16 protein-coding genes and 1 pseudogene are annotated in these 20,853 nt (G+C 69.9%); 9 read left to right on the top strand and 8 right to left on the bottom strand.

What is annotated here, in order from left to right; genetic code table 11:
* Positions 1-101: 101 nt before the first annotated feature.
* On the bottom strand, positions 102-1,328 hold the full coding sequence (locus tag ACWCO3_RS07040; protein WP_450008922.1) for a hypothetical protein: 1,227 nt from the start codon (positions 1,326-1,328) through the stop codon (positions 102-104).
* A gap of 175 nt (positions 1,329-1,503) precedes the next feature.
* Between ACWCO3_RS07040 and ACWCO3_RS07035 the strand changes: the two genes are divergently transcribed.
* The 3 genes from ACWCO3_RS07035 to ACWCO3_RS07025 all read left to right on the top strand — a co-directional run bounded on the left by ACWCO3_RS07035 (position 1,504) and on the right by ACWCO3_RS07025 (position 4,164).
* Complete coding sequence (locus ACWCO3_RS07035; protein ID WP_145785611.1) at positions 1,504-3,063, top strand: NAD(P)/FAD-dependent oxidoreductase; 1,560 nt, start codon at positions 1,504-1,506, stop codon at positions 3,061-3,063.
* Positions 3,064-3,181: 118 nt separating this feature from the next.
* A complete protein-coding gene (locus tag ACWCO3_RS07030; RefSeq protein ID WP_145781150.1) occupies positions 3,182-3,700 on the top strand; it encodes an RNA polymerase sigma factor in 519 nt (172 codons plus the stop codon).
* Positions 3,697-4,164: a hypothetical protein gene (locus ACWCO3_RS07025; RefSeq protein WP_450008920.1), complete on the top strand. Its 468-nt coding sequence runs from the start codon at positions 3,697-3,699 to the stop codon at positions 4,162-4,164. The genes ACWCO3_RS07030 and ACWCO3_RS07025 overlap by 4 nt, the downstream gene beginning before the upstream one ends.
* 22 nt (positions 4,165-4,186) lie before the next feature.
* Here ACWCO3_RS07025 and ACWCO3_RS07020 read toward each other — a convergent pair whose 3' ends face one another.
* Positions 4,187-4,684, bottom strand: a complete 498-nt coding sequence (locus ACWCO3_RS07020) for a YcxB family protein (protein WP_358163953.1) — start codon at positions 4,682-4,684, stop codon at positions 4,187-4,189.
* 88 nt (positions 4,685-4,772) lie between these two features.
* On the opposite strand from ACWCO3_RS07020, the gene ACWCO3_RS07015 reads away from it, so the two are divergent.
* Both ACWCO3_RS07015 and ACWCO3_RS07010 read left to right on the top strand, forming a co-directional pair.
* Positions 4,773-5,714 (top strand): PaaX family transcriptional regulator, encoded by a 942-nt coding sequence (locus tag ACWCO3_RS07015; RefSeq protein ID WP_450008918.1) that lies wholly within the window; start codon positions 4,773-4,775, stop codon positions 5,712-5,714.
* A gap of 170 nt (positions 5,715-5,884) precedes the next feature.
* Complete coding sequence (locus ACWCO3_RS07010; RefSeq protein ID WP_145781142.1) at positions 5,885-7,102, top strand: cellulose binding domain-containing protein; 1,218 nt, start codon at positions 5,885-5,887, stop codon at positions 7,100-7,102.
* 90 nt (positions 7,103-7,192) lie between these two features.
* On the opposite strand, the gene ACWCO3_RS07005 is transcribed toward ACWCO3_RS07010, so the two are convergent.
* Positions 7,193-8,368, bottom strand: coding sequence for a hypothetical protein (locus ACWCO3_RS07005; RefSeq protein WP_450008916.1), 1,176 nt, complete (start codon positions 8,366-8,368; stop codon positions 7,193-7,195).
* A gap of 59 nt (positions 8,369-8,427) precedes the next feature.
* On the opposite strand from ACWCO3_RS07005, the gene ACWCO3_RS07000 reads away from it, so the two are divergent.
* On the top strand, positions 8,428-9,423 hold the full coding sequence (locus tag ACWCO3_RS07000; RefSeq protein ID WP_244311693.1) for a DUF1152 domain-containing protein: 996 nt from the start codon (positions 8,428-8,430) through the stop codon (positions 9,421-9,423).
* Between the two features lie 48 nt (positions 9,424-9,471).
* Here ACWCO3_RS07000 and ACWCO3_RS06995 read toward each other — a convergent pair whose 3' ends face one another.
* Positions 9,472-9,948: a DUF3995 domain-containing protein gene (locus tag ACWCO3_RS06995; RefSeq protein WP_145781138.1), complete on the bottom strand. Its 477-nt coding sequence runs from the start codon at positions 9,946-9,948 to the stop codon at positions 9,472-9,474.
* An 86-nt stretch (positions 9,949-10,034) separates the two neighbouring features.
* Entirely contained in the window at positions 10,035-10,856 is an 822-nt protein-coding gene (locus ACWCO3_RS06990) for an SAM-dependent methyltransferase (protein ID WP_244311692.1), read from the bottom strand.
* 192 nt (positions 10,857-11,048) lie between these two features.
* On the opposite strand from ACWCO3_RS06990, the gene ACWCO3_RS06985 reads away from it, so the two are divergent.
* The gene (locus ACWCO3_RS06985) at positions 11,049-14,510 is read left to right on the top strand and encodes a ThuA domain-containing protein (protein WP_450008913.1); all 3,462 of its coding nucleotides are present in this window, start codon (positions 11,049-11,051) and stop codon (positions 14,508-14,510) included.
* A gap of 89 nt (positions 14,511-14,599) precedes the next feature.
* Here ACWCO3_RS06985 and ACWCO3_RS06980 read toward each other — a convergent pair whose 3' ends face one another.
* Both ACWCO3_RS06980 and ACWCO3_RS06975 read right to left on the bottom strand, forming a co-directional pair.
* A complete protein-coding gene (locus ACWCO3_RS06980) occupies positions 14,600-15,382 on the bottom strand; it encodes a hypothetical protein (RefSeq protein WP_145785607.1) in 783 nt (260 codons plus the stop codon).
* Positions 15,383-15,579: 197 nt separating this feature from the next.
* Positions 15,580-18,660 carry a S8 family peptidase gene (locus tag ACWCO3_RS06975; RefSeq protein ID WP_450008910.1) on the bottom strand — a complete coding sequence of 1,027 codons (3,081 nt, stop codon included), beginning with the start codon at positions 18,658-18,660 and terminating at the stop codon, positions 15,580-15,582.
* Between the two features lie 286 nt (positions 18,661-18,946).
* Between ACWCO3_RS06975 and ACWCO3_RS06970 the strand changes: the two genes are divergently transcribed.
* Entirely contained in the window at positions 18,947-19,909 is a 963-nt protein-coding gene (locus ACWCO3_RS06970; RefSeq protein ID WP_145781130.1) for a DUF4034 domain-containing protein, read from the top strand.
* A 170-nt stretch (positions 19,910-20,079) separates the two neighbouring features.
* Positions 20,080-20,661 carry a GNAT family N-acetyltransferase gene (locus ACWCO3_RS06965; RefSeq protein ID WP_145781128.1) on the top strand — a complete coding sequence of 194 codons (582 nt, stop codon included), beginning with the start codon at positions 20,080-20,082 and terminating at the stop codon, positions 20,659-20,661.
* 96 nt (positions 20,662-20,757) lie between these two features.
* Here the strand turns inward: ACWCO3_RS06965 and ACWCO3_RS06960 are convergent.
* Positions 20,758-20,853, bottom strand: a pseudogene (locus tag ACWCO3_RS06960) (TetR/AcrR family transcriptional regulator); the annotation flags it as partial.

Here is a 20,853-nt window from a genome sequence, read left to right as displayed (position 1 = left end):
CGTCGAACGTCGGTAGCAGGCTCGCACAGGCCCGGACGTCCGGGCCGCACCGGGGCACGCTCGGCGATCTGCCCATCCTGCCCGGACGACAGCCGGCGCAATCAGATGATCATGTGGGTCCAGTAGCTGAGCCAGAGCACGAACAGCGCCCCCTGCACCACGGCGAGTGTCGCGGTCAGCCAGACGTCGACGCCGGCGTGGCGAGCCCAGCGAGCCAGGACCAGCGCCACCGGGAACGCGGCGAGCAGGTAGCGCAGCAGGCTCTTGTACACCGCCGGGCCCATCGACAGCGGCACGAGCACCATGAGTACGCCGTACACCAGGTAGGGCAGTTCCCGACGGCGGAACCCGGCGGCCAGCACGACCAGCACGGCCACGGCGAACCAGACCCGGGCGGCGTCGCGCGGTTCCCCGGCCAGCCCGTGCAGGAGCACCGGCAGCGGGTTCTGCACCCGGATTCCCCAGCCGGTCTCCTGGGCGTGCTGGTAGGCGAACCAGTCGCCGCCGCGCCACCGGCAGTACGCCATGAAGGTGAACCATCCGGCGGGCAGCAGCAGCAATGGCCAGCCGATCCGTAGGTAGCCGAGCAGGGCGCGTGGGCCGAGCCGCCAGTCGTGCTGACGGAGCAGTACCAGCGCCAACGGCAGTGCCACGAGCAGGCCGACGGACCGGCTCATCGCCAGGAAGTAGCCGATGACGCCGACGAGCAGCCAGCGGCTCCGCTCGGCGTGATAGAAGGCGGCCAGCGCGAGACAGACGAACAACGACTCGGTCAGCGCGGCCTGGAACAGGAACGCGGTCGGCAGCAGCACCAGGTACCTGGTGAACCGGCGGGCCGCGTCCGCGCCGCCGAGCAGCAGCTCGGCGAGTCGGTAGCCGTACCAGAGGGCCAGCAGGAAGGCGACGTTGCTGATCAGCAGCAGGGCGAGCGCGGTGTCGCCGCCGAGCAGCGCGCCGACCGGGCGGGCCAGGAACGGGTACAGCAGGGGGAAGCCGAAGTCCCGCCACGGCCCGGTCAGGGGCAGCTCGCTCAGCCGCAGGTAGAGCAGCGAGTCCCAGGCGAACCAGAAGGAGATCCACCGGTGCCCGGAGATCTCCCGCTGCTGGGCCCACATCAACGCCTCGTCCGCCGGGGGCGCGCCGGGGATGCCGTCCCAGGCGTGCAGGACCAGCAGACCGAGCAGTGTCAACAGCAGCTTCGCGCCGAGGAACAGGCCGATCACGTGCGCCCAGGGCGCCGGCACCCGACGGGCCAGGCGGGCTGCGCCGTGGCCGGCCGCGACGGTGCGCGCGGCCAGCGTCGCCGCGCCGCCTCGCCACCGGTGCATCCGCCCCGCTCCCCCGGTCCGCCGGCCCGCCCGTCGCGCGCGGGTGTCGCCCCCTCCCGTTGTACGCCGCCGCGTGCCACGCCGAAGCGGAAATCACCCAGGACAAGGGTGACAATCCGTGCAGAACGGGTACGCGCCGCACCTCAACCATGACGGTGGGCAGGAGCGCGGCAGCATGAGCGAGCAGCACGGCACGGTGGTCATCGGTGCGGGGCCGGCGGGGCTCACGGCCGCGTACGAGCTGCTCCGGCACGGCCTGCCGGTCCAGGTGTTCGAGGCCGACGAGGTGGTCGGCGGGATCAGCCGGACCGTGGAACGCGACGGGTGGCGATTCGACATCGGCGGGCACCGGTTCTTCACGAAGGTGCCCCGGGTGGAGGCGTTCTGGCACGAGATCCTGCCGGACGAGGACTTCCTCACCCGGCCCCGGATGAGCCGGATCTTCTACCGGGGCGCGTTGTTCAACTACCCGCTCAGCGCCATGAACGCGCTGCGCAACCTGGGGCTGCCGGAGGCGGCCCGCTGCCTCGGCTCGTACGCCCGGGCCCGACTGCGCCCACCCCGGGACCAGTCGCACTTCGAGGGCTGGGTGTCGGCCCGGTTCGGCTGGCGGCTGTACTCGATCTTCTTCAAGACGTACACCGAGAAGGTCTGGGGAATGCCGGCGGACCGGTTGCAGGCCGACTGGGCCGCGCAGCGGATCAAGAACCTGTCGCTGGCCACTGCCATCCGCAACGCGCTGCTGCCCAGCCGCCGGCGCACCGACGTGACCAGCCTGATCGAGCAGTTCCAGTACCCGAAGTACGGGCCGGGCATGATGTGGGAACGCTGCGCCGAGCAGGTCCGCAAGCGTGGCGGTCACCTGTCGACCGGCAGTTGGGTCACCGCCGTGCACCGCGACCCGAAACGACGGCGCGCCATCAGCGTGACTGTCGACGGCGCGGGCGGGCAGCGCACCCAGCCGGCCGACCACGTGATCTCGTCCATGCCGATCTCGGAACTGGTGGCCGCACTGCGTCCGTCGGCGCCCCCGGAGGTGCTGGCCTGCGCCGCCGACCTGCGCTACCGCGACTTCCTGACCGTCGCGCTGGTGGTGCCGGCGGAGTTCTCGTTCCCGGACAACTGGATCTACGTGCACGACCCGGGGGTACGGGTGGGCCGGATCCAGAACTTCGGCTCCTGGTCGCCGTACCTCGTCAAGGACGGCCGCACCTGCCTGGGCCTGGAGTACTTCGTGTTCGAGGGCGACGAGATGTGGCGTACCCCCGATGCCGACCTCGTCGCGGTGGCGACCGCGGAGCTGGAGCGGTTGGGGTTGGTCCGACCCGGTGTGGTGGAGGCCGGCTACGTCGTGCGCATGCCGAAGGCCTACCCGGTGTACGACGAGCGTTACCAGCACAACGTGGACGTGATCCGGGCGTGGCTGGCCGAGGCGGTACCGAACGTGCACCCGGTGGGCCGCAACGGCATGCACCGCTACAACAACCAGGACCACTCGATGCTCACCGCGATGCTCACCGCCGAGAACATCGCCACCGGCAGTACGCACGACGTCTGGTCGGTCAACGTGGAGCAGGACTACCACGAGGAGTCCGGCGGCGGCGACGGCCGACGGGGCACCGGCCGGGACGCGCCGGTGCTGCCCAGTCGCATCGTCGCCGCCCCGATCACGGCACCCGTCGGGGTCCGCGCCGCCGACGACGGCGACCGGTCCGCGCAGGCGCCGCTGGTCTGACGAGGGGTACGCCTCCGACCGGTCCTGCCCGGGTCGTCGACACGCCGCCCTGCGATTGTGGTGGCAGGACGTGAACCTGCCGGGCCCTCACGCCGACTGAACAGGCGAAGGAGGGCCGATGAGCGATGAGTTGCTGGTGGTCCGCTGTCAGCTCGGTGAGCGGGAGGCGTTCACCGCACTGGTGCAGGGCTGGCATCCGGCGGTCGAGCGGTACGTCGGGCGGATGCTCGGCGGGTCCGACGACGACGTGGTGCAGGAGATCTGGTTGGCGGTGTTCCGGGGGTTGCCGAAGCTGCGGCAGCCGGACCGGTTCACTCCGTGGTTGTTCGCCATCGCCCGTCGGGCGGTGATGAACCGGCTGCGGGCCGCGTACGCGCGTCCGGATCCCGAGCCGATCGACGACCTGCCGGGCGACGACGAGGCGGAGGAGATCGTCAACCGCGAGACGCTGGCCGGCGCGCTGGCGGCGCTACCCGTCCGGGAACGGGAGGTGCTCTTCCTCTTCTACCTCGAGGACCTGCCGCTGGACGCCTGCGCGCAGATCTGCGCCGTACCCGTCGGCACCGTCAAGTCGCGGCTCAACCGGGCCCGCAGGTTGTTACGCAACGAACTGGTACGGAAGGGGTACGAGGCATGACGCCGGAAGAGGTGCTGGCACGACTCGACGCGCCGCTGTCGCTGCGGAGGCGGGTCGGCTACCTGGCCGTGGCTCTCGCCGGTCTGACCGGGAGCGCCCTGATCAGCCTGCTCTGGGCAACGGAGCCCGGGTTGCCACCGCGCACGGCCGCGGCCTTCGCGGTCCTGGTGGCGATCGGCCTGTGCTGGGCGGTGTTCGGCGGCTGGGCCGTGACCCGACGGGCCCCGTTGTTCGCCCAGGATCGGGTGGTCGCCGGATGGCTCGGCCTCGGCGCCTGGCTGGTCTTCACGGTCGGCGCGTCGGTCATCACACTGCCGCGACACAAGCTCGAACCGTCGCTGCTGGCCGTCGTGCTCACGTTGGGAGCGGTGGCGGTGGTGAACCTGTGGGCGGCTCGCCGGGCGAGAGCAGCGCTGCTGCGCCGCCGGGACACGCTGACCGGGGCGGCGACGCGCGACGGGTGACCGCCGCTCATTCGTAGCGCGGTCAGCGGGGTGCGAGCAGGCCGCGCTCGGTCATGTAGGTCCGCAGCGTCTCGGCGTCCTCGGCGGACATCAGCCAACGGGGGATCACGGTCGCCGGCATCCGGTCGACGTACACGATCCAGAAGTCACTCGTGTCCTTCACGCGGGTGACCCCGTCCCAGGCGATGCCGCCGGACTCCGAGCCGCTGCGCATCATGATGTTGTCGTCGGTGATCTCGTAGGCACCATCGACGGCGTAACCGCCGGACCGGCGGCGGGCGCGCCAGCGCACCCATGGCAGGAACAGCATCGACAGCACGCCGGCCAGGATCAGAGTCGTCCACAGCCCGGTGGTTCGCTCGCCGGCCGCCGATCCCCGCGAGACGGCGAAACCGATCACGCCGACCGCCGCCAGCACCGCACCGATGTAGAGGAACCGGCGCAGGCGGACGCCGCCGAGCGCGGCGGCCACCCGGCCGGGGTAGGCGGGGTCGGCGGGTACGTCGAAACGGATGTGCACGCCAGAACGATAGTGCCCCCGTCCGCGCCCGACGTCGTCAGACACCCGCCGACCACGCCCTGACCACCGGGTGAGGCAGTCTGGGATGGTGAACGTCCACGAGCCCGCCGACGACGTCCGGGTGCCCCGGGCCCAGGTCGGGTCCAGTCCGCAGCACCTGCTGGCGACAGTGCTCGGCGAGTATCTCGACTCCTCGGACGCCGACCTGCCGTCGGCGGCGGTCATCGCGATCCTGCGGGAGTTCGGGATCAGCGAACCCAGTGCCCGTTCCGCCCTGTCCCGGCTGGTCAAGCGTGGTCTCATCGCGACCCGGGGGAACGGACGGCCGCCGGTCTACCACCTCACACCGTGGGCGATCGCCCGGCACCGCACCCGGATGCGGCACTTTCTGACCTTCGGTGCCCACCCGCCGCCCTGGACCGGCGCATGGGTGCAGGCGTCCTTCTCGATCCCGAGCTCCGGCCAGGCTGCCCGGCACGCGGTCCGCAGGTCGTTGGGCGCGCTCGGGTTCGTCGGCCTGTACGACAGCGTGTGGATCCGGCCGGGGTCCGACGCCGCACCGGTGCGGGAGGCGCTCGATGACCTGTTGCAGCACGTCGCGGGCGCCCGGTGGTCGGTCCTGCACGTCCGGTTCGACGAGGAGTCCGGGCCGCACGGTCCGGCCTCCGCGTACGACCTGACCAGCCTCGCCTCGGCGTACTCGGATTTCATCGGGCGGTACGCGGACCTGCGGGTGGCCGCCCGCGACGGGACGCTGGACCCCGCCGGGGCGTTGGTGGCGCGGACCTCGGCCATGGACTCCTGGCGCAGGTTCGCGGACATCGACCCGGACCTGCCCGAGCATCTGCTGCCGCAGCCCTGGCCGCGCCAGCGGGCCAGGGAGACCTTCCTGGACATCCACTCCGCGCTCGGTTCACTGGCCCAGGGACGTCTCGTCGAGGTGGCCACCCCGCACTGGCCCGACGCCGCCTCGTGGGTCACGCACTTCCAGGCTTCGAGGGACGAGCCGACCACAGACTCCTCACATTGACACTTATCGTTGCGCCGGTGATAGTAACTGCAAACAGCTCCCGTCGTACCGCCGGGTGGTGGACCCCGCCCACCTCCACCCGGCCCGCGGCCACCGCCACCACCCTGGTCGGACGCGAACGGACGTCCGCCGCGGCCGGGAGCACCGTCGTGACATCCACTGGAGGGCGAATGAGAAGAACGTCGAAGATCTACGTGGGCCTGGCGGCCATCCTCGTCCCGGTCACCTCGATGATCATGGCGGTCGGCGTGACGCCGGCCAACGCCGCGGTAGGCGGTTCCGGTCCCTATCCCGCCGACTACGAGACGTCGGCCAGCCTGGCGAACCACACCATCTTCCGGCCCCAGAACCTCCCGACCGAGCGCCTCCCCATCGTCGCGTGGGGCAACGGCGGCTGCTCCGGCAACGGGCTCTCCCAGGGCAACTTCCTCCGCGAGATCGCCTCCCACGGTTTCCTCGCCATCGCCAACGGAGCACCGAACGGCTCCGGCTCCACCACGTCGCAGATGCTCACCCAGTCCATCGACTGGGCGTTCGCGGAGAACTCCCGACAGGGCAGCAAGTACTACAACAAGATCGACACCACGAAAGTCGCCGTCGCGGGCTTCTCCTGCGGAGGCCTGGAGGCGTACGCCGTCTCCAACGACCCGCGCGTCACCACGACCGGCATCTTCAGCAGCGGTCTGCTGAACGACGCCGACGACTACCAGCTCCGGAGGCTGACCAAGCCGATCGCCTACTTCGTCGGCGGGCCCAGCGACATCGCCTACCCGAACGCCATGGACGACTGGGGCAAACTGCCGGCCGGGCTGCCCGCGTTCATGGGCAACCTGAACGTTGGACACGGTGGCACCTACGACCAGACCAACGGCGGTGAGTTCGGCCGGGTGGCGACGCTGTACTTCAAGTGGCGCCTCAAGGGCGACAACACCGCCGGCACCAACTTCGTCGGCGCCAACTGCGGGCTGTGCCGCACCCAGTGGACCGTCCAGCAGAAGAACCTGACGCTCGACGACACCCCGCCGCCCACGACGCCTCCGCCCACCACCCCGCCGCCCACGACGCCTCCGCCGACGACCCCGCCGCCCAGCGGCGGTGCCTGCACCGCGGTCTACGCCGTCCAGGACCAGTGGAACGGCGGATTCGTCGCCAACGTCAGCGTCACCGCCGGCACCGCCGCCCTGACCGGCTGGCGCGTCACCCTCACCCTGCCGAGCGGGGCGGCGGTCACCTCGCTGTGGAACGGCGTCGCCAGCGGCACCAGCGGCACCGTCACCGTCGCCAACCAGAGCTACAACGGACGACTGGCCGCCGGTCAGGGCACCAGTTTCGGATTCCAGGGCACCGGAAACGGCAGCGGAACCACCGCCACCTGCACCGGAAGCTGACACCGCCCGGCGGGCCGGCGCATCGACGCCGGCCCGCCGAGAGCGGTCCGCAGTCCCCGGTCATCGGGCCCTGCTCGTACCGCCCGCCGGTCAGTGCCCCCGGGGCGATGCCACGTCCGCCGCCGTGGCGGGCTTTCGCCTCATCATCCACTCGACCGGCCAGACGCCATCCGTCAACCTGGCGTCCGGGATGTTCAGACTCTGACGGGCTGCGGCATAAAAGTCGGTACGCGCGCGGCTAGCATCGGCCACCGCCCGTTCCCATCCGTCGGCATCGGCATCCTCGATCCAACCGTGCGCGTACCACTCCATAAGCCAAACGCTCCGGTGCGGTCGTTGAGCCCTGTGCCCACGAACGAGAGGACCGCGCCCGCGAGAACGGCTCCCACCGTGAGGAGCTGTTGAGTCACATTCATCGGGATGCTCCCCTCGTCGGCGGTCCTCAGGGTGGCAGGTGGTGTCGAACGTGCAGTGGGCGACCGTGGCGTCGTCCGGCACCCGAAGTTCGGAGCCACCGCTCGGGGCTTCGGCCTCTCGGACGCGACGGATGACACCGGCCGGGCCTTCGGCGGCGAGCAGTTCCAGCACGCCGGGCCAGTCGGTCAGGGCGTACGGGCTGACGATCCGGCTGGCGCCGTTGCTGCACAGTGCGACCCCGTCGAGGTCGTCGAGAGGCCTGCTGCCGGTCACCGCTTCCTGGGCCGCGCACGGGTCGTCCTTGGCGATCCAGTACCCGCCCACCTGGTTTCGGCGGGCACGCAGTGCTTCGGCACAGGAGGCGCGGACGCGGTCGTACTCCGGGTTTCCCGGTGCGAGACCGTCCAGGGGCACTGAGCATTCCCGCCTGGCGGTCACCTCGCGGTCGTCGGTGATCACGTGAAAGCTGCCGCCGGCCAGATCGAAGACGAGGAAGGAGTCCGCGAGCAGGAGATAGTCGAGGCTGTCCCGGTTGACGCGGAGCACCGCGACGGTGGCCTGAGGGCTGCGGGGATCTGCGATGTCGCACGTGTCGCAGTGCTCGGCGGCCGTCTCGACAATGGCACTGGCGAGGACCGCCGCAAGATCTCGCCCGTCGTCGTACGACAGGTGCGCGAGCAGCGCGGCGCCGAGGTGGCGGGTGTACCAGACGACACCATGGGAGCAGAGCGACTCGGCTCCCGGGATGCCGGCACCGTCCAGCAGGACGACGGCACCGGGCACCGCGCCGACGAAGTCCTCGTTCGGTCGACCGGGCCTACCGGCGCTCGTCGCCAGGTTGACGTACACCGTGTGCGTTCCTCTCCCTGGACGAAACGGATCGGTGGGACACCCCTCATCATTGAGCGGTGACGACCCCTGCCGCACTGCCCACCGATCTCGGTGTGTTCTCGTTGGCCGTACCCCCACTGTTCGCCGCGCTGGCCCCGGCGCGGAACGTCCTCATCGCCGGGGCGGGCGGTGGCTTCGACGTGTACGCGGGTCTGCCGTTGGCACTCGCCCTGTGGCGCGGCGGCACACAGGTGCACCTGGCCAGTCTTTCCTTCTCGGAACTCGAACTGATCGACCAGGACGCGTGGAGCGCGGAGCACGTCGCTGCCGTGCAGCCGGGCACCACCAGCCCGGACTGGTACTTCCCGGAACGGACGCTCGCCCGGTGGCTGGCGGCCCAGGATCTGCCGTCGACCGTGTACGCCTTCCCACCGCTCGGTGTCCAACCGCTCCGGGCCGCGTACCGGCATCTGGTCGAGAAACTCGACATCGACGCGGTCGTGCTCGTCGACGGCGGCACCGACATCCTGCTGCATGGCGACGAGAGCAATCTCGGCACGCCGGTGGAGGACGTCACCAGTCTCGCGGCGGTGACCGCGCTGGACGTCCCGATCAAGCTGGTGTCCAGCCTCGGCTTCGGTATCGACGCCTACGACGGCGTCAACCACGTCGAGGTGCTGGAGAACCTCGCCGCGCTCGACCGCGACGGCGGCTACCTCGGTGCCCTGTCCATCCCCGGTTCCAGCCGGGAGGCAGCGCTCTATCGTGATGCTGTCGCCGACGCCCAGGCCGCCACCCCGGACCGGCCGAGCATCGTGCAGGGACAGATCGCCGCCGCCACCAGCGGCGCGTTCGGAGACGTCCGGTTCACCCGGCGTACCGGCGGTGGGGACCTGTTCGTCAACCCGCTGATGGCGATGTACTTCACCGTCGACCTCGACAAACTCGCCGCCCGATGCCTGTACCTCGACCGCATCGAGAACACCGTCGGCAGACGGCAGGTGATCACGCGCATCCAAGCCTTCCGCGAGGAGTTCCTGAACACCCGCATCCCCCGCGCGTTCCCGCACTGAACACCGGGGCGCGTCGGCCATGGCTGGGGGCCGCCTGGCCCTCACGCATCACTCCGCCAGGCCCGCCGAGCGGCGGACGTAGGAGTTCGTTGCTCCGACCAGCAGCACCGCGCCGACGAAGAAGTAGGTGTTGATGGCGAGGCCGGCCCAGAACTCACCCGTGGAGATGTCCTGGGCCCCCACGAATCCACCACGACGGACTCCCGTCACCATCAGCAGGTTCTCGACCATCCCCGGAACACCCCGGACGACGAGCAGGACACTTCCGAACCAGAGCGGCGTCAGGATCAACCACCGGGGCAGGGGTCGAGCCGATGGACGGACCGTCGCGACGACGACGGCCGCCCCGGCGAGCGACATCGCGATGAGTACGACGTTGAAGACCGTGTAGGCCCTCGTGCCGCCGGGGCTGTGGGCGCTCGGATCGTCACCGGGGAAGAGCAGCAGAACCACATGGGACACCACGAAGAAGATCAACCAGGCCAGGGCGCCGTACGCCCACCGACGGCTCGCGAAATGGGGCATGGGAGCACCCTCGCCCGGCCGGCGCGAGAACGCCTCCCGCCGCCGGTGGTGCCGACTCCCCCGCCAGGGGGAACAACAGAGCCCGGTCAGGGCTTACGGGCCACCGCGCCGTAGATGGAGGCGTCGGCCAGGGGCGGTCGCTGCTCCGGTGACACCTGCGGCCGCCACTCGGTGACCGGGACGATGCCCGGCTCGGCCAACTCCAGGCCGGTGAAGAAGCGGGCGAACTCGGCGCGGTCGCGGGGCACGGCGTCCTGCTTCATCCGGCCGGCGGCGAACTCGGCCTCCATCCGTCTGACGATCTCGACGGGAATGTGGTCGGTGGTGAAGTGGGTCAGGGCGAGCCAACTCCCCGACGGCAGCGCGTCGAGCAGCCGGGCGACCTGCTCGTGCGGGCGGTCGTCGTCGGTGAGGAAGTGCGTCACGGCGATCAACACCAGGGCCACCGGCTGGGACAGGTCCAGCGTGGCCTGCAACTGCGGGTCGGCGAGGATCTTCTCCGGGTCGCGCAGGTCGGCGTCGAGGTAGGCGGTGGCACCGGACGGATCGCTGGTCAGCAACGCGCGGGCGTGGACCAGCACCATCGGGTCGTTGTCGACGTAGACCACTCGGGCCTCGGGGGCGACGGACTGGGCCGCCTCGTGGGTGTTGTCCGCGCTCGGGATGCCCGTGCCGATGTCGAGGAACTGTCGGACGCCGGCCTCCTGGGCGAGGAACCGCACCGCCCGGCCGAGGAAGGCCCGATTCTCTCGGGCGAGGGTGCGTACCCCGGGGTAGACGGCGGCGATCTGGTCGCCGGACTCCCGGTCGACGGCGAAGTTGTCCTTGCCACCGAGCCAGTAGTTGTAGCGGCGGGCCGGGTGCACGACGCTCGTGTCGATCCGGTCGGACGGTGATGGTGTCGTCACGTGACCTCCCCAGGTCGACCGCCACCGATCGTAGGGGAAGAACGTCGATGTGGTGACCCCACGCAAGCGCCGCCCTCCGCCAGGAAACCGCTTACCCCCCTGCTATTGACGCTCGTCACTGGCTGTCAGTACCGTGGTGCGGGCAGCGAGAAAGCGCTTTCCGACCCTCACCGTCCGACAGGGAGCGCCCCCATGCCCCGAAACCTCCGTTCGCTCTGCCTCATCCTGCTCGCCGTCGTCGCCGTGGTGAGCACCACCACCGCCCTGCCCGCCGAGGCCGCCCCCCGCTTCCGGGTGCTGGTCTTTTCCAAGATCACGAACTTCTACCACGACTCGATTCCGGCTGGCATCGCCGCCATCCAGCAACTCGGCACCGCACACAACTTCGAGGTCGTCGCCACCACCGACGCCGCCGCGTTCACCGACGCCAACCTCGCCACCTTCGACGCCCTGGTGTTCAACAACACCAACTCGCTGCCAACCTCGGGTGACCTGCTCAACGCCAGCCAACGGGCCGCGTTGCAGACCTTCATCCGCAACGGCGGCGGCTGGGCCGGCCTGCACGCCGCCTCGGCCAGCGAGCGTGACTGGCAGTGGTACGAGGGCCTGGTCGGCACGATCTTCGACTACCACCCGGACTTCTCGTCCACCGGCGGCACGTTCCCCGGCCGCGTCAAGGTGCTCGACCGGGCGCACCCCTCCACCCGCAACCTGCCGGAGCTCTGGGAGCAGAGCGAGGAGTGGTACAACTGGCGGACCAACCCGACCGGCAACGTGCACACCCTCGCGCAGATCAAGGTGCGGGACGGGATCAACGGGCTGGACGAGGGCGTCGACCACGCGTACTCCTGGTGTCAGCGCTACGACGGCGGCCGGTCCTGGTTCACCGCCGGTGGGCACGCCAGCTCGCAGTTCAGCAGCGCGACCTTCCTGGAGCACCTGCGCTACGGCATCGAGTGGGCCGCCGGCGCGGTAGCCGGCGACTGCTCGGCCACCAAGAGCAGCAACTTCGAACGGGTTGGTCTGGTCACCGAGAACCTGGCCGACCCGTTCGAACTGGCCGTCGCCCCGGACCGGAAGGTCTACTACATCCAGCGCACCGGCGCGTTGAAGGTGGTCAACCAGGACACCCTCCAGGTCACCACGCTGCTGGACTTCGCATACACCTCGGCCATGACCGACCAGTCCGACGGGCTGCTCGGGATGACCCTGGACCGCAACTTCGCCAGCAACGGCTGGATCTACCTGCTCTGGTCGGACAAGACCCTCAAACAGCTCAACCTGTCCCGTTTCACGGTCGCCAACAACAGCGTCGCGCTCTCCTCGGAGAAACGCCTGCTGACCATCCCCACCTACCGGGGTGAGGGCCGGGCCAACTCGCACATGGGCGGCTCGCTGACCATGGACGGGGCGGGGCGGCTCTACGCGGCGATCGGCGACAACACCGACCCGTTCGCCTCCAGCGGCTACACCCCGATCGACGAGCGCTCCGGCCGTGCCGCCTGGGACGCCCAGGGCACCGCCGGCAACACCAACGACCTGCGCGGCAAGATCCTGCGGATCACCCCGCAGTCCGACGGTACGTACACAGTGCCCAGCGGCAACCTCTTCGCCCCCGGCACCGCGAGGACCCGGCCGGAGATCTACGCGATGGGCATGCGCAACCCGTTCCGGATCACCGTCGAGCCGCAGACCAACGCGGTGCTCGTGGCGGACTACGGCCCGGACGCCCGCGCGGCCGATGCCAACCGCGGCCCGGAGGGGACTGTCGAGTTCAACCGGATCACGGCGGCCGGCAACTACGGTTGGCCGTACTGCGTGGGCAACAACATCCCGTTCAACGACTACAACTTCGCCACCAACACCTCGGGCGCGAAGTTCAACTGCGGCGCGCCGGTCAACAACTCCCCCAACAACACCGGCCTGACCAATCTGCCGGCGTCGAAGTCGGCACTGGTCTGGTACGCGTACTCCGCGTCCACCCAGTTCCCGGAGCTGGGCACCGGCGGTGGCGGGCCGATGAGCGGCCCGGTCTACGACTACGACCCGGCCAACACCCGCACCACCAAGTTCCCGGAGTACTTCGAGGGCAAGTGGATCACCTACGAGCTGACGCGCAGGTGGTTCAAGACGCTCTCGATCCACAAGACGGCGCAGACGTTCAGCAACGCGCGCTTCGGGCCGACCGCCGTCGGTGACCTCCAGTCGATCAACGGCATCTTCGACACCATGAGCTGGATCCAGCCCTTCGAGGCGGAGTTCGGCCCGGACGGTTCGCTCTACGTCATCGACTTCGGCGAGGGCACCGGTAGCGGTCGCGGCGGCAGCAACGCCGGGGCGGGCATCTACCGGATCGACTACGTGGCGAACGGCCGACCACCGACCGCGAAGATCGCCGCCACCCCGGACAGCGGACGCGCGCCGCTCACTGTCACCTTCTCCTCGGCCGGCACGACGGCGGGTGACGGCACGGCACTCAGCTACGCCTGGGACTTCACCAACGACGGCACCACCGACTCGACCGCCGCCAACCCGAGCTTCACCTACACCAGCGCCGGCAAGTACACGGCTCGGTTGACCGTCCGCAACAGCGGCAACGGGTTGACCGCGACCGCTGTCACCGACGTGGTGGTCGGCAACACCCGACCCACGGTGACCCTCAACGTGCCCGACGGCGGCTTCTTCGACTTCGGCGACAAGATCCCGTTCACGGTGACGGTCACCGACCCGGAGGACACCACTGTCGACTGCAGCAAGGTGACAGTGCAGACGCAGCTCGGCCACGACTCGCACGCCCACCCGTTGGACGTCTACACCGGCTGCTCGGGACTGCTCTCCACCGAGGCGGACGCCGGTGACGGGCACGGGCCGGGGCAGAACCTCTACACCCTGATCACCGCGCAGTACACCGACGGGGGCGCGGCCGGCGCACCGGCCCTGACCGGCTCGACCCGCGTGCAGTTGCAGCCCAAGAGCAAGGAGGCCGAGCACTTCACCGCCCAGTCCGGCGTCACCGTCAACGACCGGGCCACCGCCCGCGCCGGCAAGCGGCTCGGCGACGTCGACCACAACGACTGGGTCGCGTACGGGCCGGTGGACCTGCGCAACGTCGGCTCGGTGACGCTCGGGCTGACCAACGGCGGTCTCGGTGGCACCATCGAGCTGCGCACCGGCTCGCCGACCGGCACGCTGATCGGCACGGCCGCCGTCGCCTCGACCGGCGGGTGGGACAACCTGGTCTCCCCCACCGTCACGCTGACGAACAAGCCGACGGGCACCACCACCCTGTACGCGAAGTTCGTCAACACCGCCCAGACCGGCGGCACCCCCGACCTGCTCGCGTTGGACTGGCTGCGGTTCAACGGCGCCGGGGTCAAACAGGAACCGGGTGGGACGTTGTCCCTGGCCGCGAACCCGGCCAGCGGCACCGGAACGCTGAACACCACGCTCACCGCCACCGCGACAGCGCCGTCCGGGCAGAGCATCACCGACTACGCGTGGGACTTCGGTGACAACAGCGCCATCACGCACGGGGCGACGCTACGGTCGATCGCTCACACGTACCCCCGGAAGGGCATCTACACCGCCCGGGTGACGACCACCTACACGAGCGGGGAAACCCGCTCGATCAACCTGACCGTCACGGTCAACTGATCGCAAGGCGGTGGCGGGCGGGGTGACCCCGCCTGCCACCGCCCTGTTTCGTGAGGGCCGGCGAGGACTGTCGACGGTGTGCGATGACGTCACCCGTCACTCGACGTGGTGAGTACGGTCAAGTCGCAACAGTCTGGGTGCGTGGCGCGGTGTCGATGTGCCCAGAGGCCAGGATCGAGTTCCTGCCGGCGAGGCGGGACCGCGGCGAGTTGCAGGCGACGCAGCAGATGAAGGTTGCGGGGCAACGCCGCGATGTCCGTCGCACGAAGGCGAGGGTGATCGACGATGAGCGACCCGTCGCTCATCGTCACCAGCACCCGATACTGACGAAGATCGGCTGGTCCGTCGGGTTGGAACAGCGTCTCACCGTGGCGGCTCGGACGGATGATGTGCCGCCCGTCCGGATCGAGATGGTTGAGAAACCATTCGCCGGCAGCGGTGCGGGCCGGCCCGTACGTGGGGTCGTGGCGGTCGACTGCGCGGGCTTGGCGCACGAGGTTGGCGAGGGTGCTCGAGTCGACCGCGAGGAACGTCTTCGGATCGCGGGGTAACTGCCAATGCTTCCAGCTCGGCCGGGTGTCGGGTGCGGTCGCCGGCCGTGGGAGCCGCGGTGCCTGCTCCAGAAACGTCGTGTCGATCGCGGCGCGGGCGAAGTGCTTACGCAGCCAGGAGCGCTGGAAGTCGTTGGCGCTCTGCCAGGTGTAGACGAGTCCGTCGTATTCACCGGTTGGCCTGGGTCGGTCGGCACCGGGCAGGTTGTGGCAGACGTCGGCGATGAGCCTGATCTCGACAAGATGCCCGTCCGGATGCTTCGAGCTGTCTGGCCTCGATGCCAAGGCCCGGATTTCGATCATCGCGGCCGACAGCAACACGGCGATGGCCGCGCGACGTTGATCGTGTGACCACCCCATACCTGGCGTTCGGCGAAGGTGCACGCCGGAACGATATCCCTTGTCGTCAGGCTGCTGGCGTGGACCTGCGTGAGCTGAGGTGCCGCACCAGCCCACGGGTGTCGCCGGAAGGGCTGTGGGGCGGTGCACAACGGCACCGCCCCACAGCTCACAACTGTTTACTCCCAGGAACTCTGCTGCGTGTAGACGAGGTTGCCGGGGATGACAGTCCCGTTGGTGTTCCACTCGGTGTACGCCCAGAAATCGCCGTCGGCCAGCGGCTTCTTCGGCTTCAGCGTGAACCCGTACGTCAGTCCGCGCTCCACGGTGGAGGGCGCCTCCAGCGTGGCACCCGCGTACGTGGCGTTTCGGCTGATGATGGCGTGCCCGAGTTGGAAGTCGACGACCGGGCCACCGGGGTACTGCGCGAACACGTACGCCGTGTAGCGCCCCGGCTCGGGCAGGAACTTGTAGGCCTGCTCCGCGCTGGTCCAGTACCTGTCACTGCTGTAGACCAGCTCGTCGCCCTTGTACAGGTATAGATCGAGGTTCGTGTTCGGGTCGTCGGTGGTGGTCTCGACCACGATGCCTGCGGTGTTCGCCGGCACCGTGAAGTCGACCTTCTTCACTCCGGTGGCCTTCGGGTCGAACACGCCGCCGTAGACGCCTGCCGGCATCGAGTACGACGTCCGCTGCATCGGCGTGTAACCGGTGCTGCGGCCGGCGAACGGTCCGGTGAAGCCGGGCTGGAGCGAGCCGAAGGCGCCGTTGGTCATCCGACCAAACTCCTCGCCGTCGTCGGCGTACGGCCGGGGGGTGATGCCCCACGGGCGAGCGGCGACCGGGATCCGGGCGCTGTGTGCCTTGCCCTGCCACGTGATCGAGCCGGTCACGTAGCGGTCCCAGGGCGCGCTGCCCCGACGGACGGTGATGGTCACCGTCGCGGACGTGCCGGGCGCCAGCGTCACCGATGCCGGGGACACGGTGACCTTCATGCCGGGCAGGCCGGACACCGACGAACGGTAGGTCTCCTTCGCCTTACCCACGTTGGTCAGGGTGCGGGTGACGGTCACCGGGCGGGTGCCGTCGTACTCGCGCAACGAGATGGCCGGCAGGTTGAGTTCCTTGCCGTCGGGCTGGGCCGTCTCGCTGAAGGTGACCAGTTCCGCCGCCGTCGGTTGGATGACCAGGCCGGGGTCGGTGGCCTTGGCCAGGTTGATGAACCCGCTGCCCTGCTCCAGGGGGTCGCTGGTGCCGACGGTGTCGGTGGCGGTGGTCCGCAGCGCGGACGCGACCGCGCCGGGTGACCAGTCGGGGTGGGTGGCGCGCAGGATCGCTGCCGCGCCGGCCACGTACGGCGAGGCCATCGAGGTGCCGGAGTACGCGTCGTAGTTCCGCCCGAAGTTGCCTGCGGGCGAGACCGCGGCGATGATGTTCGACCCCGGCGCGACGAGGTCCGGCTTGAAGACGCCGAGGGTCACCTTGTCCGGGCCGGTGGAGGAGAAGTCCGCCACGCTGGGCAGGCCGGGGACGCTGGAGCCGTCACCGCCGCTGCGCAGGGAGACCTTCGCGTCGGTGGGGTGGCGCATCAGGTAGTTGAAGAGCGAGCCGGCCTGCTTCTCGGTCGGCAGGTAGACCACCGGGAAGTTGAAGATGGAGTTGATCCGGTAGTTGCCGACCGGGTCGAACACCACCATCGCCGCCCCGCCCTTGGCCTTGATCTCGGCGGCGGAGCCGAACATGTCGGACAGCGCGCAGGCGACGACCTTGCCCTTGATCTTGGCAGCGTCGAGGCTGCCGGGCTCGCAGTAGACAGCGCCCAGGTCGGGCGAGCCGGCCTGCTCGCCGAAGACCATCGGCCGCGAGTCGCCACCGGGCAGGGCGTCCAGCGAACCGCCGACGAGCTTCGTGCCGTCGCCCAGCTTGACCGTCGCCTCGTCGAGCTTCGTCACCGCCGCGCCGACAGTGGTCACCCATGGCGCCGCGTTGCTGATCGCCCCGCTCACGATGCCGGTGTTGCCCGCCGACGCCGCCACGAAGACCCCGGCCAGCGTGGCGTTGAGGAACGCGATGCCGATGGGGGTGTTGGCCTCCCAGTCGCCGAGCTGGGAGCCGATCGAGAAGTTGATGACCTGCACGCCATCGGCGACGGCGGCGTCGATGCCGGCGATGATGTCGGCGTCGTAGCCCATGCCGCCCCAGAGCACCTTGTAGACGGCGATCTGGGCGTCCGGGGCCACCCCGGAGACGGGACCGAAGCGACGACCGTCGATCGTGACGTTCGGCAGCGGCAGACCGGCAGCGGTGGAGGCGGTGTGTGTGCCGTGCCCGGACACGTCGCGGGGGGACAGGATCTCACCGTCGGGCACCGTGCCGCCGTAGGCCAACCACGAGTCGGCGAAGTACCGCGCGCCGACGATCTTGCCGTTGCAGTGCTCGGCCACGAAGGCCACACCGGTCTGGCAGGTGCCACGCCAGTTCGCCGGGGCGGGCATCTTCTTGGCGAAGGACGCGCTCTCCGGCCAGATGCCGGTGTCCAGGACACCGACCACCATGCCCGCGCCGGTGCCCGGGCCGGGCTTGCCGGGCTTACCGGGCTTGTCCGGCTTGCCGGCGGAATCCGCTCCTGCCGGTTGGTCCAGCTCGCCAGGATTCGGCGTGGCCGGGGCGCTGGGGGCCGGTGCGGTCGGCGGAGGCGTCGGGGTGCCGAGCGCCCGTGAGGCGGTGACGGCGCGGACGCGCTTGTCCGCCCGCAACGCGGTCACCTGCTGGGCGGTCAGCTTCGCGGAGAACCCGTTGAAAGCGGTGGTGTATGAGGCAGTGACCTGCACCTTCGCGGCGGCGGCGACGGCGCTGCGCTGGGCGTCGAGGTGGCCGCGGTAGGCCCGTGCCGGTGCCGACGTCACGTCCAGCCGGTCACCCGCCTGCGGGCGGGTCCGCGCCAGCCCGGCCGAGCCGCCCGCGTACGAGGTCAGGGGTTCCTCGGCCAGCTCGACGATGTACATGCCGGGACGGGTCTCGTCCGCCGTGGCCTGTTGGTCGGCAGCCTTCCTGCCGCCCGGCCGGCGGTCGGCGCCGTCGGTCAGGGTGACCTTCTTGTCGGACCCGGTGGTGAAGTAGCCGGCGCTGCCGCCACCCGACGGCCCTGCGGGTGCCGCCGACGCCGATCCCGCGACGCCGGTGGTTCCGGTGATCAGGGCGAGGACCAGCGTCGGTATCGCTAGTCTCCGCAGCCTGTGTTCGCTCGTGCTGGTAGCCACGAGGCTCCTTTCGATGGCTCCTTTGTGGAGCACTGTTCCGATCGCGACCCGCTCATGGGAGCGCTCCCCCACCTAAGCCCCCGACGGTTAATCGAGGGTTCGGAGAGTGTTTCGGATCGCTGGTGCGTATAAGATCACGTTCCACGGGCCACGCCTAGATCATGTTTTGCCGATGCCGCTGGAGCGGCGACCCCCGCCGACGGCGCCCACCCGCGCTCCGCAGTGGTCGGACATGATCATTTAGTATCGGCGTCCATCGCGACGTGTGGCACGGGGGTTTGGTGGCATGTGGGGATTCATGAAGCGGTCCAAGGCACCGGCCCTGGACCCGACCTATGGCGACCCGCATCGGAAGGCCCTGATCCGAGCGTTGGAGAAGCGTCGGTGGAAGTTCGCGCGGGAGCTGCTCACCATGGCCGCCGACCCGGACGAGATGGCCTTCCTCATGGAGGCGGTCGGCGGCGTCGACGGGATCCAGGACTGGATCGGAGAATGGATCGACGCCGAGCCCGATTCGACGCTCCCCGTGCTGGTCGCTGGCTGTCACGCGGTGCACTGGGCGTGGGAGGCACGCGGCGGCAAGCGGGCGAAGTACACCACCGCTGAGCAGTTCAAGGGGTTCCACGAGCGGCTGCACTACGCCGAATCGTTGTTGGAGAAGGTGCTCGCCCGCGAACCCGACAACGTGACCGCCCGCGCCTGGCTGGTCACCAGCGCCCGCGGCCTGGGAGTCGGGGCGGCGGAGGCCCGAGAGCGCTTCGAGGCGGTGACTCGACTCCACCCGGGGCACGTGGTCGCGCACGAGCAGCGGCTGCAATATCTGTGCGCGAAGTGGTCCGGCAGTCACGAGGAGATGTTCGACTTCGCCAGGGGTGCAGCGGCTGCGGCCGGGCCTTACAGCCTCCTGCACGAGTTGGTGGCCGTCGCCCACTTCGAGAGGTGGGAGGCCACCGACATCGAGGACGGCAACGCCTACTTCGATTCGGACGAGGTCCGCGCCGAGCTGCTCGCCGCGGCGGAGAGCTCGATCTTCCACCCAGACTACGTTCCCGCCGGTCCCGGCTGGGCGCCTCGGCTGGCCATCTTCGCCCTGACCTTCGAGCTGGCGGAGGAGTTCGACGCGGCCGCGCACGCGTTCGCGTTGCTCGACGGGATGGTCACCGAGTGGCCGTGGCAGGTCCTCGGCGATCCGGTGGAGAAGTTCACCGCTTCCCGCGACTGGGTGGCCACGAACCGAGGTGCCGCCTGAGCGAGTGGTGCCTGACCTGCGCCCGCCACCTCAACGACCCCGACAGGTGTCACGGTCGACGACCGGGCGACCGACCGCGCCGGCAGATATGTGGTTGCTCACCCCCGACCTCGACCGGCTAGGGTCAGGCGGCCAGGCCGTGACATCCGGGAGTCCACGGGGAGAACCCGATGACCGATCTCAGCCACAAGCCCACTCTGACCGGACGCCTGGTCACGCTGCGGCCACCGACCGCCGACGACGCCGAAGCCATGACCGCGGTCATGGCTGATCCCGACGTGGCCCGCCTGACCGGCAGTGTGAGCAGCAGCGCGGATCTGGGAGTGCCTCCACCGTTGGAGCGCAGCCGCGACTGGTACGGCTCACGGAGCGCCGCCGACGACCGGCTCGACCTGGTCGTCGTGGACAAGGCAACAGATCGTGTCGTCGGCGAGGTCGTCCTCAACTCGTGGGACCCCGACGCCCGCAGCGTCAACTTCCGCACCATGGTCGGGCCGGAGGGCCGCGGTCGCGGTCTGGGCACCGAGGCCGCCCGGCTCGTGCTCGGCTACGCCTTCGACCAGCTGGGGATGCATCGGGTGGGGTTGGAGGTCTTCGACTTCAATCCCCGCGCCCGGCACGTCTACGAAAAGGTCGGTTTCATCCACGAGGGCACCCGACGCCACGCTCTGTGCTTCGACGGCGACTGGGTCGACGCCCACGACATGTCCATCCTGGAGCACGAGTGGGCTGACCGCCGCGGCGACTCCTGAGCGAAATCACCGAGCGGCCCGCCGCCAGAGCACTGTGCACACCCCGGCGAGAGCCAGCCCGAGCAGCGGGGCGACACCCACGCCGGCGAGGGTGCAGGCCACCGCCAGCATCTGGGCCAGGAAGGTGACGTTGCCGAGCTGGCGTTCCTCCTCGTGCAGCTCCCGCCCGACCGCGAGTAGTTCGCGCAGCGA

This window comes from Micromonospora sp. NPDC002411 (genome assembly GCF_053592955.1).
Note: the sequence above shows the minus strand (reverse complement) of the source record. Positions and strands in the feature narration are given on the sequence as shown.

What these genes read in the sequence shown, in the direction of transcription:
- ACWCO3_RS07030 (WP_145781150.1), top strand. Translation starts at nt 3,182, where the DNA reads ATGAGCGATGAGTTGCTGGTGGTCCGCTGTCAGCTCGGTGAGCGGGAG.
- ACWCO3_RS06995 (WP_145781138.1), bottom strand. Translation starts at nt 9,948, where the DNA reads ATGCCCCATTTCGCGAGCCGTCGGTGGGCGTACGGCGCCCTGGCCTGG.
- ACWCO3_RS06985 (WP_450008913.1), top strand. Translation starts at nt 11,049, where the DNA reads ATGCCCCGAAACCTCCGTTCGCTCTGCCTCATCCTGCTCGCCGTCGTC.
- ACWCO3_RS07010 (WP_145781142.1), top strand. Translation starts at nt 5,885, where the DNA reads ATGAGAAGAACGTCGAAGATCTACGTGGGCCTGGCGGCCATCCTCGTC.
- ACWCO3_RS07040 (WP_450008922.1), bottom strand. Translation starts at nt 1,328, where the DNA reads ATGCACCGGTGGCGAGGCGGCGCGGCGACGCTGGCCGCGCGCACCGTC.
- ACWCO3_RS07035 (WP_145785611.1), top strand. Translation starts at nt 1,504, where the DNA reads ATGAGCGAGCAGCACGGCACGGTGGTCATCGGTGCGGGGCCGGCGGGG.
- ACWCO3_RS06965 (WP_145781128.1), top strand. Translation starts at nt 20,080, where the DNA reads ATGACCGATCTCAGCCACAAGCCCACTCTGACCGGACGCCTGGTCACG.
- ACWCO3_RS07025 (WP_450008920.1), top strand. Translation starts at nt 3,697, where the DNA reads ATGACGCCGGAAGAGGTGCTGGCACGACTCGACGCGCCGCTGTCGCTG.
- ACWCO3_RS06970 (WP_145781130.1), top strand. Translation starts at nt 18,947, where the DNA reads ATGTGGGGATTCATGAAGCGGTCCAAGGCACCGGCCCTGGACCCGACC.